The following is an 18435-nucleotide window of genomic DNA, read 5'->3' as shown; positions in this document are numbered from 1 at the left end:
ACGGCAGTGAGTACAGAGTAAACGGCCCCGGTGCCGACCAGGCATCCCCCTGGATGAAGCTGTGGCAAAAAAGCGTCCCCGCCCTGGTCAGGGCGGGGACGGGGGTGCGGGGCGGTCAGCGGAAGTAGTGCTGGGGCCCGGAGGAGGACTCCTCGGGCCGCCCGCTGGGGCCGGCCGGGGGGCGGGCGCCCCGGCCCGGCGCGTAGCCGGCCTGGAAGTCCACCGGGAGCACGGCCGCGCCGCCGGAGCCGGCCCCGGAGCCCGAACCGCTGACCGGGGTGATCCGGGTGGGCACCGGCTGCCCGGAGACCGCGCCGACCCCGCCCAGGGTGACCGCCGCGACCGAGAAGGCCCCGGCCGCCGCGAAGACGAAGCGCCGCCCGCGCGGGGCCCACGGCCGGACCGCCGGGGGCAGCTCGGCCAGTGCGGCCAGCGGGCGGACCGCGGCGGCCAGCGGCCGGACCACGGCGGCGGGGGACGGACGGACGGCGGTGGCCCGGCGGGCCCTCGGGTCCACTCCGGCCAGCGGACTGTCCGCGCCGAGCGCACCGCCACCGAAGGTGGCGCCGGCGCCCCGGCCGAAAGAACCGCCGGTCAGTCGGCTGCCGCCGAAGACGCTGCCCCCCGGGCCGGGCGCGCCGGGCAGCTCACCGGTCTGCGGACCGGCGAGCGGGGCCCCGGGGCCGCTGCCCGGCAGGTCGTCGTCGGCCGGACCGGCGGCCACCGCGAGCAGCCGGGCCATCAGCAGGCCGGAGGGCTCGGGGACGGCACTGCGGGTCAGCAGCAGCTTGGCCGAACGGCTCTCGTCCGCCTCGGCCAGGCAGTCGGCGCAGGTGGCCAGGTGGGCCTGGACGCGCTCGCGGGCGTCGTGGTCCAGCTCGCCGTCCACGAAGGCCGCCAGCCGGTCGCCCAGGTGGTGCTGCTCGGCCGCCTCGGGGGCGGCGGGGACGGACTGAAGCTCCGTCAGGGGCTCGGCGCGGCGCCCGAGGGCGGCCCGGACGCTCCCGCGCCGCGACCTCCCGGTGGCGCCGGCGGAACTCACGCCGGCCCCCGTTCGCCCCCGGACCCGGCGGCCACCGCCACCGGCTCGGGCTCGACCCCGCCGCGGCGGACCCGGCCCGGCGCGCTGCCGGGGGCCCGGTGCTTGAGCGCGGCCCGCAGGTGCGAGCGGCCACGGTGGATGCGCGAGCGCACGGTGCCGAGCTTCACGCCCAGGGTCGCGGCGATCTCCTCATAGGACAGGCCCTCGATGTCGCAGAGCACCACGGCCGCGCGGAACTCGGGGGCCAGGGTGTCCAGCGCCTGCTGGACGTCGGCGTCGAAGTGGGTGTCGCTGAAGTGCTGGGCCGGGCTCGGCTCCTTGGACGGCAGCCGCTCGGCGGCGTCCTCGCCCAGGGCGTCGAAGCGGATCCGCTGGCGGCGGCGGACCATGTCCAGGAAGAGGTTGGTGGTGATCCGGTGCAGCCAGCCCTCGAAGGTGCCGGGGGTGTAGGTGGAGAGCGAGCGGAACACCCGGACGAAGACCTCCTGGGTCAGGTCCTCGGCGTCGTGCTGATTGCCCGTCAGGCGGTAGGCCAGCCGGTACACCCGGGCGCTGTGCGCCTCGACGATCTCCGCCCAGCTCGGCGGCGTCCAGGTCTGCGCGTCGGGGCCCTCGGCGAAGGTCGCGAGCGGGGCGGCGTCCGCCACCACGGAGTCGGCTGCGGTCGACGTGTCCAGGGGGGAGTGCGCAGGCTGGTTCATCACGGGCTTCGGCGTACGGGTCGACGCGGTGCCGTAGGAGTGCCACGACATCGGGACGTCGCCCTCGGCCACACCTCCTCGGTCGGCTCTTCTGCCCAGCAGGGCCACCACCATATCGACCTCACCCGTCAGCTCCGGATAAAGCACCGGTCTCCCGCCGGACCGCGCACCGCGCGGGCCGGCCACCGGCCGTCTCCTCCCACAACGGACCGTCTTCGAACGCGGTTCCCGCGCGGCCAGTAACCTGTGCCAGGAAATATCGACATCCGGCGCTCCGGAAGAGGCAGCCATCACCGAGTTCGGGCCCGCCCGCGCGGCACTCGCCGACAGCTACGTCGGCGAGGACCCGGTGCTGACCTACGCCCGGGCCCAGGCCGCCCGGATCGGGGTGCAGCCGATCGGCCCCAGCGGCGGGGCCGCCCTGCGGCTGCTGGCCGCGGCGCTGGACGCCAAGGCGGTCGCCGAGATCGGCACCGGCACCGGCGTGTCGGGGGTCTACCTGCTGCGCGGGATGCGGCCGGACGGGGTGCTCACCACCGTCGACACCGAGCCGGTGCTCCAGCAGTACGCCCGCGAGGCGTACCAGGCGGCCGGCTTCGCGGCGAACCGGGCCCGCTTCATCCCGGGCCGGGCGCTGGACGTGCTGCCGAGGCTCGCGGACGGCCAGTACGACCTGGTGTTCTGCGACGGCGATCCGGCCGAGTCCCGGGCCTACCTCGCCGAATCGTTGCGCCTGCTCCGCCCGGGCGGGATGGCCTGCTTCGAGGGCGTCTTCCAGCAGGGGCGGCTGGCCGAGCCCGACCTCGACGACCCGGCCACCCACGCGGTCCGCGAGCTGGTCCGGGACGTCCGGGAGAGCGACCGGCTGCTGCCCGCACTGCTGCCGGTCAGCGACGGCCTGCTCTGCGCCGTGAAGCGCTGACCACCCGTCAGCCGACCCCCGGGCCGAGACCGCCCGTCGGCCGAACCCCCGTCAGCCGACCACCCGTCAGCCGGCCCCGGGCAACGCGAAGCCCGGTTCCGGAGGTCCGGAACCGGGCTCAGGTCTGCGGTCTCCGAGGAGAACGCGGCGGCACCCGCTGTGTCAGCCGGTGACGTTCTTCAGAGCCTCACCGAGGGCGCTCGCCTCGTCCGGCGTGAGCTCCACCACCAGGCGTCCGCCGCCTTCGAGCGGAACGCGCATGATGATGCCCCGCCCCTCTTTGGTGACCTCGAGCGGGCCGTCACCCGTCCGCGGCTTCATGGCCGCCATGCTCGTTCCCCTTCCTGCAAACCGCATCAAAAACGTCCCGGCAGTCCGTCCACCGCCGGTATCGAACGCATTGATCGGAAGCCATTATCCCGCATCCGGAGCCCGGATGACCAACGTCACTCTCTCCGCACCGCTCGCCGCACCCCGCGAAGCGCCCGGCGGACGGCCGGAAGCCCCGGTGGCAGGAGGTGTGCGACCCTGCGGGAGGGTGCCGGAGGTCACACTCCCGCATGCCACTGACAGTCGGGCATCCTGACTCCGTCCCACCCTCAGACACCGGGAGCTGCGGTCCATGTCGGACTCCGTGCTGTACGAAATCGACGGCGGCCTGGCCGTCATCACCATCAACCGCCCCGAGGCGATGAACGCCCTGGACACCGCCACCAAGGTGGCCCTGCGGGACACCGTGACGGCGGCGGCGGAGGATTCGGCCGTCCGGGCGGTCCTGCTCACCGGAGCGGGCGGCAAGGCGTTCTGCGTGGGCCAGGACCTCAAGGAGCACCTCGGCCTGCTCCGGGCCGCCGACGAGGGCGGTGCGCCGCCGCTGCGGACCGTGGCCGAGCACTACAACCCGCTGGTGCGGGCACTGGCCGGGATGGCCAAGCCGACGGTGGCTGCGGTCGGCGGCGTGGCGGCCGGCGCGGGCGCCTCGCTGGCCTTCGCCTGCGACTTCCGGATCGTGGCCGACACGGCCGGCTTCAACACCTCCTTCGCCGGGGTCGCGCTGACCGCCGACTCGGGGGCCTCCTGGACCCTGCCCCGGCTGGTCGGGCACGCCCGGGCGACCGAGCTGCTGATGTTCCCGCGCACCGTGAAGGCGGCCGAGGCGGCCGAGCTGGGCCTGGCCACCAAGGTCGTCCCGGCCGAGGAACTCGCCGCCACCGCCCGGGAGTTCGCCCAGCGCCTGGCCGAGGGCCCGACGGTCGCCCTGGGCGCGATCAAGACCGCGCTGGCCTACGGGGCCACCCACTCGCTGAGCGAGACCCTCGACAGGGAGGACGAGCTCCAGACCCTGGCCGGAGCCAGCGCCGACCACCGGATCGCGGTCGCCGCCTTCCTCGCCAAGGAGCAGCCGAAGTACCTCGGCCGCTGACACCCGCACGGAAGCGCCCCGCCGGGGGCGGGAGGAACCGCGCGGGAGAACGGCAGCACGGACGACCGGCTGACGGCGGCTCGGTTGCCCGTGGGCCGCCTGCCGACCCGCGCGGTTCCTCGCGCCCCCGTGGGCCTGCCTGCCGCGCGGAGCGCGCCTACCGGGCGTGGCAGTCCGCCAGGTGGTCGTTGACCAGCCCGCAGGCCTGCATCAGGGCGTAGGCGGTGGTCGGGCCGACGAAGCGGAAGCCCTGCTTCTTCAGCTCCTTGGCCAGCGCCGTGGAGGCCGGGGTGACGGCGGGCACGTCGGAGAGCGCGTGCGGGGCCGGGCCCGGATCCGGGGCGTGCCGCCAGATCAGCGCGTCCAGGCCGCCGTCGAGGTCGCGGGCGACCTTGGCGTTGGCGATGGTGGCCTCGATCTTGGCCCGGTTCCGGATGATGCCGGTGTCCTGGAGCAGCCGCTCCACGTCCTCCGCGCCGAACTCCGCCACCCGCTCGATCGCGAAGCCGGCGAAGGCCGCCCGGAAGCCTTCCCGGCGGCGCAGGATGGTGATCCAGGACAGTCCGGACTGGAACGCCTCCAGCGCGACCCGCTCGAACAGCGCGTCGTCGCCGTGCACCGGCCGGCCCCACTCGGTGTCGTGGTAGACCCGGTAGTCGTCGGCCGAGTCGCCCCAGCCGCAGCGCTTCAGGCCGTCCGCGCCGAGCACCGCGCCGGCCGCCGTGCCGTCGGCCATCAGGCGTTCCCGTCCCGGTCCTTGGTCAGCTCGACGGCGGCGGTCACGGTGGCCGCGGCCTCGGCGGCCGGAGCCGAGGAGCCGGCGGCGGCCGGGGCGCCCGCGCCGACCGGGACGGCGGCGGCCTCCAGCTCGGCGATCCGGGTGTCCCGCAGCGCGAGCTCGGCGCCGAGCCGGTCCAGCACGTCGTCCACCTCGTCCATCCGGTAGCCGCGGACGGCCATCGGCAGCCGGATGTCGTCCACGTCGGTGCGGCTCAGCGGCCGGTCCTGCGGCAGCCGGGCGGCGATCCGGTCGTGCTCCGCCTCGGGCAGGGTGCCACCCCCGCCGAGGGCCACCAGGGCCGTCCCGCCGATCACCACGGCCATCGCCACCACGACCAACCAGAACACGAGCTGTCCTCCAGTACTCCGGTGGGCCCGGCACGAGACGAGAGAGATGGGATCATGGTCCCCGAACAGACCGGGGCCCATCATTGCACCCGGGCGAGCCGTGGAGGAGACACCGGTGGCACTGCGTCTGGGCCCGCGCGAATTCGGCGACGGGGAACTCGTCATCATGGCGATCGTCAACCGCACCCCCGACTCGTTCTTCGACCGGGGCGCGACCTTCGCCGACGAGGCCGCGTTCGCCGCGGCCGACAGGGCGGTGGCCGAGGGCGCGGCGATCCTGGACATCGGCGGGGTGAAGGCCGGGCCCGGCGAGGAGGTCACCGTCGAGGAGGAGCTGCGCCGCACGGTGCCGTTCGTGGCGGAGCTGAGGAAGCGTCACCCCGGGGCCGTGATCAGCGTGGACACCTGGCGGCACGAGGTCGGCGAGGCGGTCTGCGAGGTCGGGGCCGACCTGCTGAACGACGCCTGGGGCGGGGTGGACCCGAAGCTGGCCGAGGTGGCCGCCCGGTACGACGCCGGGCTGGTCTGCACCCACGCGGGCGGGGCCGAGCCGCGCACCCGGCCGCACCGGGTCGGGTACGCCGACGTGATGGCGGACATCCTCGGCGTGACGGTCGGGCTGGCCGAGCGGGCGGTGCAGCTCGGGGTGCGGCGGGACGCGGTGATCATCGACCCGGGCCACGACTTCGGCAAGAACACCCGGCACTCGCTGGAGGCCACCCGTCGGCTGCCGGAGATGACCGCGACCGGCTTCCCGGTGCTGGTCTCGCTCTCCAACAAGGACTTCGTCGGCGAGACCCTGGACCGGCCGGTGGACGAGCGGCTGCTCGGCACCCTGGCCACCACCGCCGTCTCGGCCTGGCTGGGCGCGCAGGTCTACCGGGTGCACCAGGTCGCCGAGACCCGCCAGGTGCTCGACATGGTGGCCTCGATCCGGGGCACCCGGCCCCCGGCGGTGGCCCGCCGGGGGCTCGCCTGAGCGAGGGTCAGACCTCGTCCGCCGGGCGGCGGCTGTCGGCCAGGATCTTCAGCACGTCGTCGATCTCGTCGGTGACGTGGAACAGCTCCAGGTCCGACGGCTTGGCCTTGCCCTGGGCGATCAGGGTGTCCCGCAGCCAGTCCACCAGGCCGCCCCAGTAGGCCGAGCCGAACAGGATCACCGGGAAGCGGGTGACCTTCCCGGTCTGCACCAGGGTGAGCGCCTCGAACAGCTCGTCCAGCGTGCCGAGCCCGCCCGGCAGCACCACGAAGCCCTGGGCGTACTTCACGAACATCGTCTTGCGGACGAAGAAGTACCGGAAGTTCAGCCCGAGGTCGACGAACTCGTTCAGCCCCTGCTCGAACGGCAGCTCGATGCCGAGGCCGACCGAGAGGCCGCCGGCCTCCGAGGCGCCCCGGTTGGCCGCCTCCATGGCGCCGGGGCCGCCCCCGGTGATGACCGCGTAGCCGGCCTCCGCCAGGGCCCGGCCGATGGCCACCCCGGCGGCGTACTCGGGCGAGTCGACCGGGGTCCGGGCGGAGCCGAAGACGCTGATCGCGGGCGGGAGTTCGGCCAGCGCGCCGAAGCCCTCGACGAACTCCGAGGTGATCCGCCAGACCCGCCACGGGTCGGTGTGCAGCCAGTCGGTCGGGCCGGTGGTGTCGAGCAGCCGCTGGTCGGTGGTGCCGGTGCCGACCTGGTCCCGGCGGAGCAGCACCGGGCCCTTGCGCTTCTCCGGCACGCTCTTCTTCTCGGGACTGTCCGAGTGCTCGTCGGTTCCGTACGTGGTGTTCTCGTCTCCTGTGCCTGTCATGACGGAACAGTACGCCCGTTGATCCCCTTTCCCGGGGAAAAACGGGCGGTACGCGAGGTGACGGTCAGTTGGCCGCGGTGAGCCAGGCCCGCAGGCGCTCCTCCACCTCGGCGATGGCGCTCAGCGAGCAGTGCTCGTCCCGCTTGTGCGCCTGGTTCGGGTCGCCCGGGCCGTAGTTGACGGCCGGCACGCCGAGCGCGGAGAACCGGGCCACGTCGGTCCAGCCGAACTTGGCCCGGGCCTGGCCGCCGACCGCCTCCAGGAACGCCCGGGCGGCGGGCTGGTCCAGGCCGGGCAGTGCGCCGGGGGCGGTGTCGGTCACCTCGATGTCGTAGCCGGCGAACACCTCGCGCACGTGCGCGGCCGCCTCGGCCTCCGAACGGTCCGGCGCGTAGCGGAAGTTCACGTGCACCAGGCACTCGTCCGGGATCACGTTGCCGGCCACCCCGCCGCTGATCCGGGTGCAGTTGAGGCCCTCGCGGTACTCCAGGCCGTCGATCTCCACCCGGCGCGGCCGGTACTCGGAGAGCCGGCGGAGCACCTCGGCGGCCTTGTGGATGGCGTTGTCCCCGAGCCAGCTGCGGGCCGCGTGCGAGCGGGTGCCGTGCAGCTTGACGTCGGCCCGCAGGGTGCCCTGGCAGCCGCCCTCGACCATCGCGCCGCTGGGCTCCATCAGCACCGCGAAGTCGGCCGCCAGCCAGTCCGGGTGATGCTCCGCCAGGTGGCCGAGGCCGTTGTGCGCGGCCTCGATCTCCTCGCAGTCGTAGAACACGAAGGTGAGGTCCCGGTTGGGCTCGGTCAGGGTGGCGGCCAGCCGGAGCTGGACGGCCACGCCGGACTTCATGTCGGAGGTGCCGCAGCCGTAGAGCAGGTCGCCCTCCACCCGGGACGGCACGTTGTCGGCGATCGGCACGGTGTCCAGGTGCCCGGCCAGCACCACCCGCTCGGCCCGGCCCAGCCGGGTGCGGGCCACCACGTTGTTCCCGTACCGGTCCACCCGCAGGTGCGGGTACTGCCGCAGCGCGGCCTCCACCGCGTCCGCCAGCGGCCCCTCCGAGCGGCTGACGGAGGGGAAGTCGACCAGCTGCGCGGTGAGCGCTCCGCCGTCGAGGGTGAGGTCGAGCCGCTGCACGGAGGTGGTGTCGGAGCTGGTCATGACGGTCAGCGTAGTGGGGGCGTGCGCAACCACGGACACCGCACAGCCGTCCGAGTGGGTACGGTGTCCGGGCGATCGGGCGAGGAGAGGACGGGACCTGTGACGGAGACTGCGACCGAGGAGACGGCGGGCCGCCGTCGGCGGCCGGTGCGCCGGGTGCTGATCGGGCTGACCGTGCTCGCGATCGTGGGCGGCGCCGTGGTCTACCTCAACCGGGACACCCTGATCCCGCCGCCCGAGGGCTGCAAGGTCGCCACCGCGACCGGCCAGGGCGAGCTGGACCTGCCGCAGGCGGCCAACGCGGCCACCATCACCGCCGTGGCACTCTCCCGGGGCCTGCCCGAACGGGCCGTCACCATCGCGCTGGCCACCGCGATGCAGGAGTCGAAGATCCTCAACCTGAACGGCGGCGACCGCGACTCGGTCGGCCTGTTCCAGCAGCGGCCGTCCCAGGGCTGGGGCACCGTGCAGCAGATCAAGGACCCGGTGTACGCCACCAACAAGTTCCTGGACGGCCTGGTGAAGGTGAACGGCTACGCCCGGATGCCGCTCACCGACGCGGCCCAGGAGGTGCAGCGCAGCGGCTACCCGCAGGCCTACGCCAAGCACGAGACCAACGCCACCCTGCTCGCCTCGGTGCTCACCGGTCGCGAGCCGGCCGCGCTCAGCTGCGTGGTGCACGACCCGGCGCAGACCGCCGCCGCGGCCGCCCTGGACGAGAACGGCAAGCCGCTGCCCGGCCCGGCGGACCGGGCCCGCCGGGAGTTCGGGAAGCTGGTCACCACCTCCGACGTGCCGCCGGCCGGCAAGGACACCCGCACGGTGCTGGCGCTCACCCCGCAGGCCGGGGCCGCGCAGAAGCAGACCGGCTGGGCGCTGGCCCAGTGGGCGGTGGCGCAGGCCGCCGACCTGGGCATCGGCCAGGTCGCGTACGACGGCCGGGTCTGGCAGGTGGACCGGCCCACCGAGGGCTGGCACGCCAAGGGCGGCGAGTCGGCCGGCACCGAGCGGGTGCTGGTCACCCTGGGCGCCCCGCCGAAGGCTTGACGCACTGGTGCACCAGTACCGGCCGGCCGGGTGATTCCGGTCAACCGCGGTTTACCGTCCGGCCCGCTCCGGGGCCACTCCGGCCCGATCGCGACCACGGCGCCCTTCCCCTTGCGGGAGGGGCGCCGTGACGTTTCGTCAGCCCCTCGGCCGGGCGGGCGTTTTGGGCCGAATGCCGGAAAGAGGATCGTCCGACCTTTGCCAAGCCTTGACCTTGGCCCGGCGAAACCTTCTCGGCGTTCCGGCGGTAATCACGTCGTCCGCCCGACGGACGACCCCTGGCGCCCCGAACACCCGACCCCTTGCCGGGGGCCCACCTCTCAGGAGCAGGAGCACCATGTCTCGTCCCCTCACGCGCCGGATCGCCCAGGCCGCGCTCCTCGTCGCCGCCGCCGCGACCCCGCTGGCCGCCGCCGGCGCGGCGTCCGCCGCCGACCTGCTGCCGAAGACCGACCTGGGGGCCGGCCTGAGCCAGCTCGACAACCCGAACAACACCCTGCAGGGCGCCACCCACGACGCCGGTGTGGCCGCCGCCGACACCACCGCCGCCACCGTGCAGACCGGCGTGCCGGCCTCCGCCGACGTGGCCGGCAAGGCCGTGGCCGGCGCGCTGCCCGACGCCGACCAGGCACTCGGCAAGGTGGCCGGCCCGGCCGCCAAGACCACCGAGACGGCCGGCACGCTGGCCGCCGTGGCCGGCAAGGCCACCCCGATGCTGGTGGACCGCCTCGCCCCGGCCGTCACCGACAAGGTGCCGCACCTGCCCGGCTCCCCCGCCGCCGCCAACCGCTCGCTGCCCGGCACCGGCCTGCCGCTGAGCGACCTGACCTCGGGCTCGCTGACCGGCACCGCCGCCAGCGCGCTGCCGACCGGTGGCGTCCCGGACACCCACCTGCTCACCGACCACCTCCCCGGCGGCCTGGGCCACCTGGTCCCCGACAGCACCAAGCTGCCGGTGGACACCCAGGACCCGACCGACCACTCCAACCGGCTCGGTGGCGCCCCCGGCCTGGGCGACGCCTCCGGCCTGCTCGGCCCGGTGACCGGCCTGCTCGGTGGCGGCCTGCCGATCGGCGGCTGACACCCCGCCACACCCCGGCACGGGCCGGCCTGAGCCCACCGGCCGGCTGCCGAAGCGCCGAAGGGGCGCGCACTCCGTGGAGTGCGCGCCCCTTCGGCGTGGTGACGGAGGCTCAGCGGGTGAGCCGCTCCACCGCCGAGGCCACCCGCTCGTCGGTCGCGGTGAACGCGACCCGGACGTGCTCGGCCCCGGCCGGGCCGTAGAAGTCGCCGGGCGCCACCAGGATGCCCAGCCCGGCCAGTTCGGCCACCGTCTCCCAGCACGGCCGGCCCTGGGTCGCCCACAGGTAGAGGCTGGCCTCGGAGTGCTCGATCCGGAAGCCCCGGCCCTCCAGCGCCGCCCGCAGCGCCGAGCGCCGGGCCGCGTACCGGCCCCGCTGCTCCTCGACGTGGGCGTCGTCGGCCAGCGCGGCCAGGGTGGCAGCCTGCACCGGGGCGGGCACGATCATCCCGCCGTGCTTGCGGATCTCCAGCAGCTCCCGGACCACCACCGGGTCACCGGCCACGAAGGAGGCCCGGTAGCCGGCCAGGTTGGACCGCTTGGAGAGCGAGTGCACCGCGAGCAGGCCCTCGTGGCTGCCGCCGCACACCGCCTCGTCCAGGACGGAGACCGGCTCGGCCTCCCAGCCCAGCTCGAAGTAGCACTCGTCGCTGACCAGCAGCACCCGGTGCTCCCGGGCCCAGGCCACGGCGGCCCGGAGCTGATCGGCCGTCAGCACCCGCCCGGTCGGGTTGGAGGGCGAGTTCAGCCAGAGCAGCCGGACCCGGCCCGGGTCCAGCTCGTCGAGCTCGCCGTACTCGACCGGCTCGGCGCCGCAGAGCCGGGCGCCCACCTCGTAGGTCGGGTAGGCCAGCTTCGGGTAGGCGACCTGGTCGCCCGGGCCGAGGCCCAGCTGGGTCGGCAGCCAGGCCACCAGCTCCTTGGAGCCGACGGTCGGCAGGATCGCCTCCGGGCCGATCTCGGCCCCGAGGCGGCGGCGCAGCCAGTCGGCGATGCCCTCGCGCAGCTCCACCGGGCCCCAGACGGTCGGATAGCCGGGGGTGTCGGTGTGGGCGGCCAGGGCCTTCTGGATCAGCTCGGGCACCGGGTCGACCGGGGTGCCCACGGAGAAGTCGCAGAGCCCGTCCGGGTGGGCGAGGGCCGTCTTCTTGTACGGCTCCAGCCTGTCCCAGGGGAAGACGGGCAGCAGGTCCGAGACGCGGCGCGCCGCCCCCGGGTGGCCCGGGAGCGGCGCGTGCGTGCTGTTGTCGTTCACAGCTGGTCGGCCACCGATCAGTGGTCGGCGTTCTGCGGCGGCAGGGCCGCGATGAACGCGTGGTCCGAGTCGATGACACCCAGCTTGGAGGCACCACCGGGCGAACCGAGGTCGTCGAAGAACTCGACGTTCGCCTTGTAGTAGTCCTTCCACTCCTCCGGGGTGTCGTCCTCGTAGAAGATCGCCTCGACCGGGCAGACCGGCTCGCAGGCGCCACAGTCGACGCACTCATCCGGGTGGATGTAGAGCGAGCGCTTGCCCTCGTAGATGCAGTCAACCGGGCACTCTTCGATGCACGCCTTGTCCTTGACGTCGACACAAGGCTGCGCGATGACGTAAGTCACGCTGTCGTTCCTCCTCGGTTGGGCAGTTGCCCAAACTATTGGCTTGTGCGCGGGTGAGCGCGGCGTCGTCGATGCCCGCCCCTAGTATCGCGGGTCAGAGACCGCAAATGCACAGGAGGTGCCCTGGATGCCCGAGGGTAGTGCGGCCGAAAGCCGCCCCGAGGTCCGGCTGACCCGCTCTGACGTGGGAAGACGCGTCTCGGTGCGGCGGCTTTCGGAGATGCTGGACGGCCGGCCCGTGTTCCGCGATGTGATCGGCGTGCTCACTTCCTGGGACGCCGAGGGGCTGACCGTGGTGGCCAGGGACGGCGGAGCGGTGACGATCCCGCAGCAGCTGCTGATGGCCGGCAAGCCGGTCCCGCTCTTCCCGGCCCGCCGCAGCCCACTCCCCGTCAGTTCCCCGACCGAGCTGCAGCGAACCGCCGCCCGGGGGTGGCCGGCGGTCGAGCAGGAGCCGCTCGGCGAGTGGACCCTGCGGGCCTCGGCCGGCTTCACCCGGCGAGCCAACTCGGTCCAGGCGCTGGGCGACCCGGGCCTGCCGCTGCCGCAGGCGCTGGCAGCCGTGGACGACTGGTACGCGGCACGCGGCCTGCCCGGGTACGTCGAGGTCTCGGTGCCCGGCTCGCCGGACGGGCTGGCCGAGGAGCTGACCCGCTGCGGGGCCGAGCTGGCCCCCACCCTGGTCCGCACCGCCCCGCTGGCCGCCCTGGTGAAGCTCGGTCAGGGAGGCGACCGGGTACGGCTGTCGCGCACCGCCGACGCCGCCTGGCTGTCCCGCTACCGCCGGGTCGGCGACGACCCGGCCCTGGAGCGGGCCGCCCACCAGGTGCTGCACGGCGGCCCCTCGGTCTGGTTCGCCACCGTGCCGGGGCCCGATCCGGCCGCCCCGGCCGCGATCGGACGGTGCGTCATCGACGGGCCCTGGGCCTGCTTCGGGGCCGTCGAGGTGGCCCCCGAGGCCCGCCGGGCCGGTCTCGCCAGCGCCCTGATGGCGGTGCTCGCGGCCCGCGCCGCCGAGGAGGGCGCCACCGGCGGCTACCTCCAGGTCGAGGCCGAGAACGCGGGCGCGATCGCCCTCTACGACCGACTGGGCTTCACCACCAGTCACACTTACCACTACGCCCGCCTCCCCCGGCGGTAGCGTCACCGGAGAGTGTGGACTGTTGACCGAACAGAGCCGTGCACGTTTCCGCGCCGAGGCCAGGGCCGAGCAGCCCGACCCGGTGCTGCTCTGCGTGCTCGCCGCCGCCGAGCACGTCCTCGCGCCCTCGGCCGAGAACCCCGAACCGCCCACCCTGGACGAGCTGCTGGCGGCCTGTCAGGCCGCCCTGGACCGGCACGCCGCCGCCGTCCGGCAGGCCGTCGCCGAACGCACCCCCGGCACGCCCGAGGAGGTGGCCGCCCTGCTGGCCGCCGTGCTCGGCGGCCGGGAGCGCTTCCACGGCCGGCCGGCCGACTACCGCCGGGTGGAGTCCTCGCTGCTGCCCGACGTGCTGCGGCGGCGGCGCGGCCTGCCGATCATGCTCTCGCTGGTCTGGCAGGCGGTGGCGAAGCGGGCCGGCCTGACCGTGCACGGCGTCGCGCTGCCCGGGCACTTCATCGTCGCGGTCGGCGGACCGGCCGGTGGCGAGGACTACGTGCTGGCCGACCCGTACCACGGCGGCCGGCTGCTCGACCTGCCCGACGCCGCGCAGCTGGCCCGGGCCACCGGTCACCACTTCTCCCCCGAACTCCTCAGCCCCGCCGCCCCGCTGGACACCGTGCACCGGGTGCTCGGCAACATCCGCAGCTGGGCCGCCGACCGCCCCGAGCACGCCCGCACCCAGCTCTGGGCCACCGAGCTCGCCCTGCTGCTCCCCCGCCACCCCGCCCAGCTCCGCCTGGAGCGCGCCGAACTCCTGGTCCGCACCGGCGACTTCCTGGCCGGGGCGGCGGAGATGGACGCCTACGCCGAGATCCTCGACACCTTCGACCCCAAGGCCGCCACCCGGGCCCGCCAGGACGCGCGGGCCGCCCGGCACCGGCTGAACTGAAACCCCGGTGCGGCGGGCTCCGCCGCACCGCTAGGGTCGCCCGGTGACCGATGCGAACGTGCACGCCGCGCCCCGCTGGTGGGACGCCGTCAAGGTGATACCCGCCTCCGGCTGGGCCCTGCTGCTGGGGCTGGGCGTGGCCGAGGGCCTGGTCCTGCTGGTCTGCACGGCGTTGCCGCTGCCCTACGGCCCGGCCGGCTCGGTCGTCGAGCTGGTGATCGGCGGGCTGGTCGGTGCCGGGTACTGGTGGCTCGCACTGCGCCTGCTCAACCCCGGCCGGCCGCTCGCCGGACCACTGCGGTTCCCGCTGCTGGCCGTCCTGCTGATGCTGACGGACGCCCAGCACCTGCTCCTGCTGGCCCTCCGGGCCGACGTCCTCCCGGAGCGGACCCTGGCCTTCGCGCTGGTCGCCCTCCCGCTGATGGTCTACCTGATGTACGTGGGCCTGCTGGTGCCGATGGCCGTCCGGGTGGACGGCGGCGGGCTCGGCCGGGCCCTCCGGCTGGCGCACGGCTCCTGGTGGACCGTCCTGCACGTGCTGCCGCTGGTGCTGATCGGCCAGGTGGTGGCGGCGGGGGTGCAGCAGCTCCATCTCCGGGCGGTGGCGGACGGCCCGACCGGGTCCTCGCTCCTGGTCGTCACCGCCGTCGGCATGCTCATCGGCATCGCCTGGCACACCCTCAGCACGGTCCTGCTGCACGCTGCCCACCGTGCGGCCGTGCACCGCCTCGACCCGCCGCGGACGCCCACCGACGCCCCGACCGGATCGGCGTTCGGAGGCCCGTCACAGGACGTCGTCGCCACCTGAGCGCCCGGCCGGGCCCGCCCCGGCCCGCCGCTACAGCCAGCCCTTCTCCCGGGCCAGCCGGACCGCCTCCGCACGGTTGCGGGTGGCCGTCTTCTGGATCGCCATCGACAGGTAGTTGCGCACCGTCCCCTCGGACAGGTGCAGCCGCGCCGCGATCTCCGAGTTGAGCGCCCCGTCGGCGGCCGCCGCCAGCACGTCCCGCTCGCGGGCGGTCAGCGGATTGGCCCCCTCGGCGAGGGCCGCGGCGGCCAGGGTGGGGTCGATGACCCGCTCGCCCCGGAGCACCCGGCGGACCGCCTCGGCCAGTTCGGCGGCGGGCGCGTCCTTGACCAGGAAGGCGTCGGCCCCGGCCTCCATCGCCCGGCGCAGGTAGCCGGGCCGCCCGAAGGTGGTGGCGATGACGATCCGCACCCCCGGCGCGGCCTTGCGCAGCGCCGCCGCCGCCTCGATCCCGGTCATCCCGGGCATCTCGATGTCGAGCACCGCGACCTCGACCTGATGGGCCGTCACGGCCGCCACCACCTCGTCGCCGCGCGAGACCTGCGCGACCACCTCGATGTCGCCCTCCAGCGAGAGCAGCGCCGCCAGCGCCTCCCGCACCATCCCCTGGTCCTCGGCCAGCAGCACCCTGATCATTCGGGCACCCTATCGGCCACCGCCCGCAGCGGCACCGACGCCCGGAGCCGGAAGCCGCGCCCCCGCTCCCCCGGCCCGGTCTCCAGCCGGCCGTCGACCAGTGCGAGCCGCTCCCGCAGGCCCGAGAGTCCGTTCCCCACCGGGGACTTGCCGGGGCCCCGGCCGTTGTCGGTGACGGTCAGCACGGCGTGCCGGGTGCCGTCCTCGGCCCAGGTCTCGTCCAGCGTGACGGTGCACCGGGTGGCGCCCTCGCCGTGCCGGATGACGTTGGTGACGGACTCGCGCAGCGCCCAGGCGAGCGCCCCGGCCTCCTCGCCGTCCAGGCCGGGGCGCGGGTCACCGAGCAGCGGGTCGGCCTCCAGCCGGATCTGAGCGGCCGTCAGGGCCGTCCGGGCGGCCGAGAGTTCGACCGGCAGGGTGGGGCGGCGGTAGCCGCCGACAGCGGCCCGGACGTCGGTCAGCGACTGCCGGGCGACCTGCTCGATCTCGCTGAACTGGGCCCGGCCGGCCTCCTCCTTGCCGGCGTCCATCAGCCGGCCGCCGAGCTGGGCCTTGATGGTGATCAGCGAGAGCGAGTGGCCGAGCAGGTCGTGCAGGTCGCGGGCCATCCGCAGCCGCTCCTCGGCCACCGCGAGGTGGGCCACCGTGGCCCGCGCCTCGCGGAGTTCGCGCATGGTGCCGACCAGCCGCTGGAGGCCGACCATGGCCAGTCCGCTGAGCAGGCAGGGCAGCAGGATGGCGGCCAGCAGGCCGGAGTCGGCGTGCACCAGCAGGGCGACCGCCAGCGCCAGCAGGGTGACCCCGCCGACGCCGTACAGCCCGTACTTCGGCGGCAGCACCGCGCCGAAGCAGACCGAGGTGTAGGTGAACAGGGTCAGCCAGGCCGGGCCCAGGCCGAAGGAGGTGACCACCGCGAGGGTCAGCATGGTGCAGGCCACCGGGAGGCCGATCCACCAGCGGTCGTGGGCCAGCGAGCGGACCGCGACCATGCCCAGGTAGGCGACCAGGAAGAGGGTCAGCGCGCACCAGCCGAAGACCTTCCCGGCGGTGGTGTGCTCGTCGCCGGTCAGGTCCTCCACCGGGTAGTAGAGGTAGATCATCCAGAGCGACATCCAGCAGATCTTGACGACCAGTTGGCGCAGGTTGTCCACCGGTGCGCCCGGGATGACGCGGAACTCCCCGCCCCCTCCCGTCGGTTCGGCACCGGTGCGGGAGGTGGTGGGGAGCTTCGGCATGGGCGACATCATGCCTGCTTGGTGTCCTTGCGGTAGAGGTGGGCGGCGGCGGCCACGAAGACCACCAGGAAGGCGCCCAGCCCGGCCACCGCGCCGAGGTCGAAGGAGTGGCCCGGCTGCACGAAGGTGGCCAGCTGGTTGTACAGGTAGACCGGGTTGAACCGGGCGAACTTCTCCAGCGAGCCGCCGACCGGGAACCAGGTGCCGCCGAGCAGCGCCATCAGCATGTAGACGATCATGACGATCGGCTGCACCGCGTCCGGCTGGGCCGCGTAGCCGAGCGCCACCCCGAGCGCGGCGAAGACGAAGCTGCCGAGCCAGAGCGCGAGCGCCAGGCCGAGCCACTCGGCGGCGGACAGCGAGACCCCCTCGATCGCGCCGATCACGAAGACCACCACGATCGCGGGCAGCGTGGTGACGGCGCAGGAGGCGATCTTGGCGATGGTGTAGGCCCGGCCGGGCAGCGCGGTCAGCCGGAGCTGGCGGACCCAGCCGCTCTTGCGCTCCAGCGAGATCCGCTGGGCGCTGCCGGTGAGCACCGCGCCGACGGCGCCGAAGGTGGCCATCGAGACCATGAAGTAGGTCTTCACCTGCATGCCGTTGGCCAGCGGGGAGCTGCCGTAGGCGTTGATGAAGAAGACGTAGAGCAGGGCCGGGTAGAGCACCGTGAACATCAGGTAGCGCTTGTTCCGGAAGGTGCGCAGGATCTCCAGCTGGATCAGGGTGTTCATCGCGCGCTCTCCCCGTGGGTGTCGGTGCTCTGCGGGCCGTCGGTGCCCTCGGAGGCGTCGGCCTCGCCGGTGATGGTCAGGAAGGCCTGCTCGAGGCCGAGCCCGGTGACCTCCAGGGCCCGGGGGTAGAGCCCGGCGCGGTAGAGGCCGGCCACCCCGGCGTCCGCGTCGGTGGTGCGGATCCGGACCACCGTGACGCCGTCCGGACGGACCGTCAGGTCCAGGCCCACGGTGCCGGGCAGGGCGCGCAGCACGGCCTCCTCGGCCCGGCCGTCGGCCGGGTGCAGCTCGCAGGAGATCCGGCGGGCGCCGGCCTTGGCCTTGATCTCGGCGGCGGTGCCGTCGGCGATCAGCCGGCCCCGGTGCAGCACCAGCACCCGGTCGGCGATGGAGTCCGCCTCCTCCAGGTAGTGGGTGGCGAACAGCACGGTGCGGCCGGCCTCGGCCTCGGCCCGCATGGCGGCCCAGAACTGCTGACGGACCGACACGTCCATCCCGGTGGTGGGCTCGTCCAGCACGATCAGGTCGTTGGCCCCGGCGATGGCGAGGGCGAACCGCACCCGCTGCTCCTGGCCGCCGGAGAGCTTGTCCACCTTGCGCTCGGCCAGCTCGGTGATCCCGGCCTTCTCCATCACCTGCTCGGGACGGTGGCCCTTGGGGTGCACGTCGCAGGCGAACTTCACCAGCTCGCGGACCTTCACCTCGCCCAGCAGGCCGCCGCTCTGCAGCATGGCGCCCACCCGGCCGGTCTCGATCGCCGCCCGGGGGCTGCCGCCGAACAGCGAGACGGTGCCGGTGTCCGGCTCCCGCAGGCCGAGCAGCAGGTCCAGGCTGCTGGACTTGCCGGCCCCGTTCGGGCCCAGCAGGGCGACCGTCTCACCCGGCCGCAGCACCAGGTCCAGGCCGTCCACGGCCCGGACGGTGCCGTAGTTCTTGCTCACCTGCCGGAAGGCGGCCACCTCGGTGGCCGTCGCTGTCGCGGTGCTCATCGCGCTTCCCTCTCTCCCCGTTCGCTCCGACCCCTCAAGAGTCGCGAAAACGGCGGAGCGCGGGCAGTGCGGCGCGTCGGGTGTTCCGCATGACAGCTGTCATGCGGAACA

21 protein-coding genes are annotated in these 18435 nt (G+C 74.3%); 8 read left to right on the top strand and 13 right to left on the bottom strand.

From position 1 onward, the window contains the following. Positions 1 to 115: 115 nt before the first annotated feature. Positions 116 to 1042: a zf-HC2 domain-containing protein gene (locus ACIRBX_RS20790; protein ID WP_402298523.1), complete on the bottom strand. Its 927-nt coding sequence runs from the start codon at positions 1040 to 1042 to the stop codon at positions 116 to 118. After that, complete coding sequence (sigE, locus tag ACIRBX_RS20785; protein ID WP_402298792.1) at positions 1039 to 1743, bottom strand: RNA polymerase sigma factor SigE; 705 nt, start codon at positions 1741 to 1743, stop codon at positions 1039 to 1041. The genes ACIRBX_RS20790 and sigE overlap by 4 nt, the downstream gene beginning before the upstream one ends. Positions 1744 to 1999: 256 nt before the next feature. On the opposite strand from sigE, the gene ACIRBX_RS20780 reads away from it, so the two are divergent. Then, positions 2000 to 2665 carry an O-methyltransferase gene (locus ACIRBX_RS20780; RefSeq protein ID WP_402298791.1) on the top strand — a complete coding sequence of 222 codons (666 nt, stop codon included), beginning with the start codon at positions 2000 to 2002 and terminating at the stop codon, positions 2663 to 2665. 162 nt (positions 2666 to 2827) lie between these two features. Here ACIRBX_RS20780 and ACIRBX_RS20775 read toward each other — a convergent pair whose 3' ends face one another. Next, a complete protein-coding gene (locus ACIRBX_RS20775) occupies positions 2828 to 2995 on the bottom strand; it encodes a DUF3117 domain-containing protein (RefSeq protein ID WP_345287293.1) in 168 nt (55 codons plus the stop codon). A gap of 292 nt (positions 2996 to 3287) precedes the next feature. Between ACIRBX_RS20775 and ACIRBX_RS20770 the strand changes: the two genes are divergently transcribed. Continuing rightward, positions 3288 to 4088 carry an enoyl-CoA hydratase-related protein gene (locus ACIRBX_RS20770; protein ID WP_402298522.1) on the top strand — a complete coding sequence of 267 codons (801 nt, stop codon included), beginning with the start codon at positions 3288 to 3290 and terminating at the stop codon, positions 4086 to 4088. 157 nt (positions 4089 to 4245) lie between these two features. On the opposite strand, the gene ACIRBX_RS20765 is transcribed toward ACIRBX_RS20770, so the two are convergent. Both ACIRBX_RS20765 and ACIRBX_RS20760 read right to left on the bottom strand, forming a co-directional pair. Beyond that, on the bottom strand, positions 4246 to 4824 hold the full coding sequence (locus ACIRBX_RS20765; protein ID WP_402298521.1) for a DNA-3-methyladenine glycosylase I: 579 nt from the start codon (positions 4822 to 4824) through the stop codon (positions 4246 to 4248). After that, positions 4824 to 5216 (bottom strand): DivIVA domain-containing protein, encoded by a 393-nt coding sequence (locus tag ACIRBX_RS20760; RefSeq protein WP_402298520.1) that lies wholly within the window; start codon positions 5214 to 5216, stop codon positions 4824 to 4826. The genes ACIRBX_RS20765 and ACIRBX_RS20760 overlap by 1 nt, the downstream gene beginning before the upstream one ends. Positions 5217 to 5382: 166 nt before the next feature. Between ACIRBX_RS20760 and folP the strand changes: the two genes are divergently transcribed. Continuing rightward, complete coding sequence (folP, locus tag ACIRBX_RS20755; protein WP_402298790.1) at positions 5383 to 6195, top strand: dihydropteroate synthase; 813 nt, start codon at positions 5383 to 5385, stop codon at positions 6193 to 6195. Between the two features lie 7 nt (positions 6196 to 6202). On the opposite strand, the gene ACIRBX_RS20750 is transcribed toward folP, so the two are convergent. Then, positions 6203 to 7009: a TIGR00730 family Rossman fold protein gene (locus tag ACIRBX_RS20750; RefSeq protein ID WP_402298519.1), complete on the bottom strand. Its 807-nt coding sequence runs from the start codon at positions 7007 to 7009 to the stop codon at positions 6203 to 6205. A gap of 64 nt (positions 7010 to 7073) precedes the next feature. Next, on the bottom strand, positions 7074 to 8165 hold the full coding sequence (dapE, locus tag ACIRBX_RS20745) for a succinyl-diaminopimelate desuccinylase (RefSeq protein WP_402298518.1): 1092 nt from the start codon (positions 8163 to 8165) through the stop codon (positions 7074 to 7076). 99 nt (positions 8166 to 8264) lie between these two features. On the opposite strand from dapE, the gene ACIRBX_RS20740 reads away from it, so the two are divergent. Then, positions 8265 to 9212, top strand: a complete 948-nt coding sequence (locus ACIRBX_RS20740; protein WP_402298517.1) for a hypothetical protein — start codon at positions 8265 to 8267, stop codon at positions 9210 to 9212. A gap of 337 nt (positions 9213 to 9549) precedes the next feature. Then, a complete protein-coding gene (locus ACIRBX_RS20735) occupies positions 9550 to 10293 on the top strand; it encodes a hypothetical protein (RefSeq protein ID WP_402298516.1) in 744 nt (247 codons plus the stop codon). A 112-nt stretch (positions 10294 to 10405) separates the two neighbouring features. Here ACIRBX_RS20735 and dapC read toward each other — a convergent pair whose 3' ends face one another. Then, positions 10406 to 11548, bottom strand: a complete 1143-nt coding sequence (dapC, locus tag ACIRBX_RS20730; protein WP_402298515.1) for a succinyldiaminopimelate transaminase — start codon at positions 11546 to 11548, stop codon at positions 10406 to 10408. Between the two features lie 17 nt (positions 11549 to 11565). After that, entirely contained in the window at positions 11566 to 11892 is a 327-nt protein-coding gene (gene fdxA / locus ACIRBX_RS20725) for a ferredoxin (RefSeq protein ID WP_402298514.1), read from the bottom strand. A gap of 127 nt (positions 11893 to 12019) precedes the next feature. Between fdxA and ACIRBX_RS20720 the strand changes: the two genes are divergently transcribed. The 3 genes from ACIRBX_RS20720 to ACIRBX_RS20710 are packed head-to-tail and all read left to right on the top strand — an operon-like array spanning position 12020 to position 14733. Further along, the gene (locus tag ACIRBX_RS20720) at positions 12020 to 13033 is read left to right on the top strand and encodes a GNAT family N-acetyltransferase (RefSeq protein WP_402298513.1); all 1014 of its coding nucleotides are present in this window, start codon (positions 12020 to 12022) and stop codon (positions 13031 to 13033) included. Between the two features lie 22 nt (positions 13034 to 13055). Beyond that, positions 13056 to 13925: a transglutaminase family protein gene (locus ACIRBX_RS20715; protein WP_402298512.1), complete on the top strand. Its 870-nt coding sequence runs from the start codon at positions 13056 to 13058 to the stop codon at positions 13923 to 13925. A gap of 43 nt (positions 13926 to 13968) precedes the next feature. Continuing rightward, positions 13969 to 14733 (top strand): hypothetical protein, encoded by a 765-nt coding sequence (locus tag ACIRBX_RS20710; RefSeq protein WP_402298511.1) that lies wholly within the window; start codon positions 13969 to 13971, stop codon positions 14731 to 14733. Between the two features lie 30 nt (positions 14734 to 14763). Here ACIRBX_RS20710 and ACIRBX_RS20705 read toward each other — a convergent pair whose 3' ends face one another. From ACIRBX_RS20705 to ACIRBX_RS20690, 4 genes are read right to left on the bottom strand one after another with little or no spacing between them, the layout of a single operon-like run. Then, complete coding sequence (locus tag ACIRBX_RS20705; protein WP_402298510.1) at positions 14764 to 15369, bottom strand: response regulator; 606 nt, start codon at positions 15367 to 15369, stop codon at positions 14764 to 14766. Next, positions 15366 to 16604 carry a sensor histidine kinase gene (locus ACIRBX_RS20700; RefSeq protein ID WP_402298509.1) on the bottom strand — a complete coding sequence of 413 codons (1239 nt, stop codon included), beginning with the start codon at positions 16602 to 16604 and terminating at the stop codon, positions 15366 to 15368. Before ACIRBX_RS20700 ends, ACIRBX_RS20705 begins: the two co-directional genes overlap by 4 nt. Positions 16605 to 16612: 8 nt before the next feature. Next, a complete protein-coding gene (locus ACIRBX_RS20695; RefSeq protein ID WP_402298508.1) occupies positions 16613 to 17335 on the bottom strand; it encodes an ABC transporter permease in 723 nt (240 codons plus the stop codon). Beyond that, entirely contained in the window at positions 17332 to 18324 is a 993-nt protein-coding gene (locus ACIRBX_RS20690; protein ID WP_402298507.1) for an ABC transporter ATP-binding protein, read from the bottom strand. The genes ACIRBX_RS20695 and ACIRBX_RS20690 overlap by 4 nt, the downstream gene beginning before the upstream one ends. Positions 18325 to 18435 lie beyond the last annotated feature (111 nt).

The sequence above is a fragment of the Kitasatospora sp. NPDC096147 genome, from assembly GCF_044763225.1.
Taxonomy (GTDB): domain Bacteria; phylum Actinomycetota; class Actinomycetes; order Streptomycetales; family Streptomycetaceae; genus Kitasatospora.
Note: the sequence above shows the minus strand (reverse complement) of the source record. Positions and strands in the feature narration are given on the sequence as shown.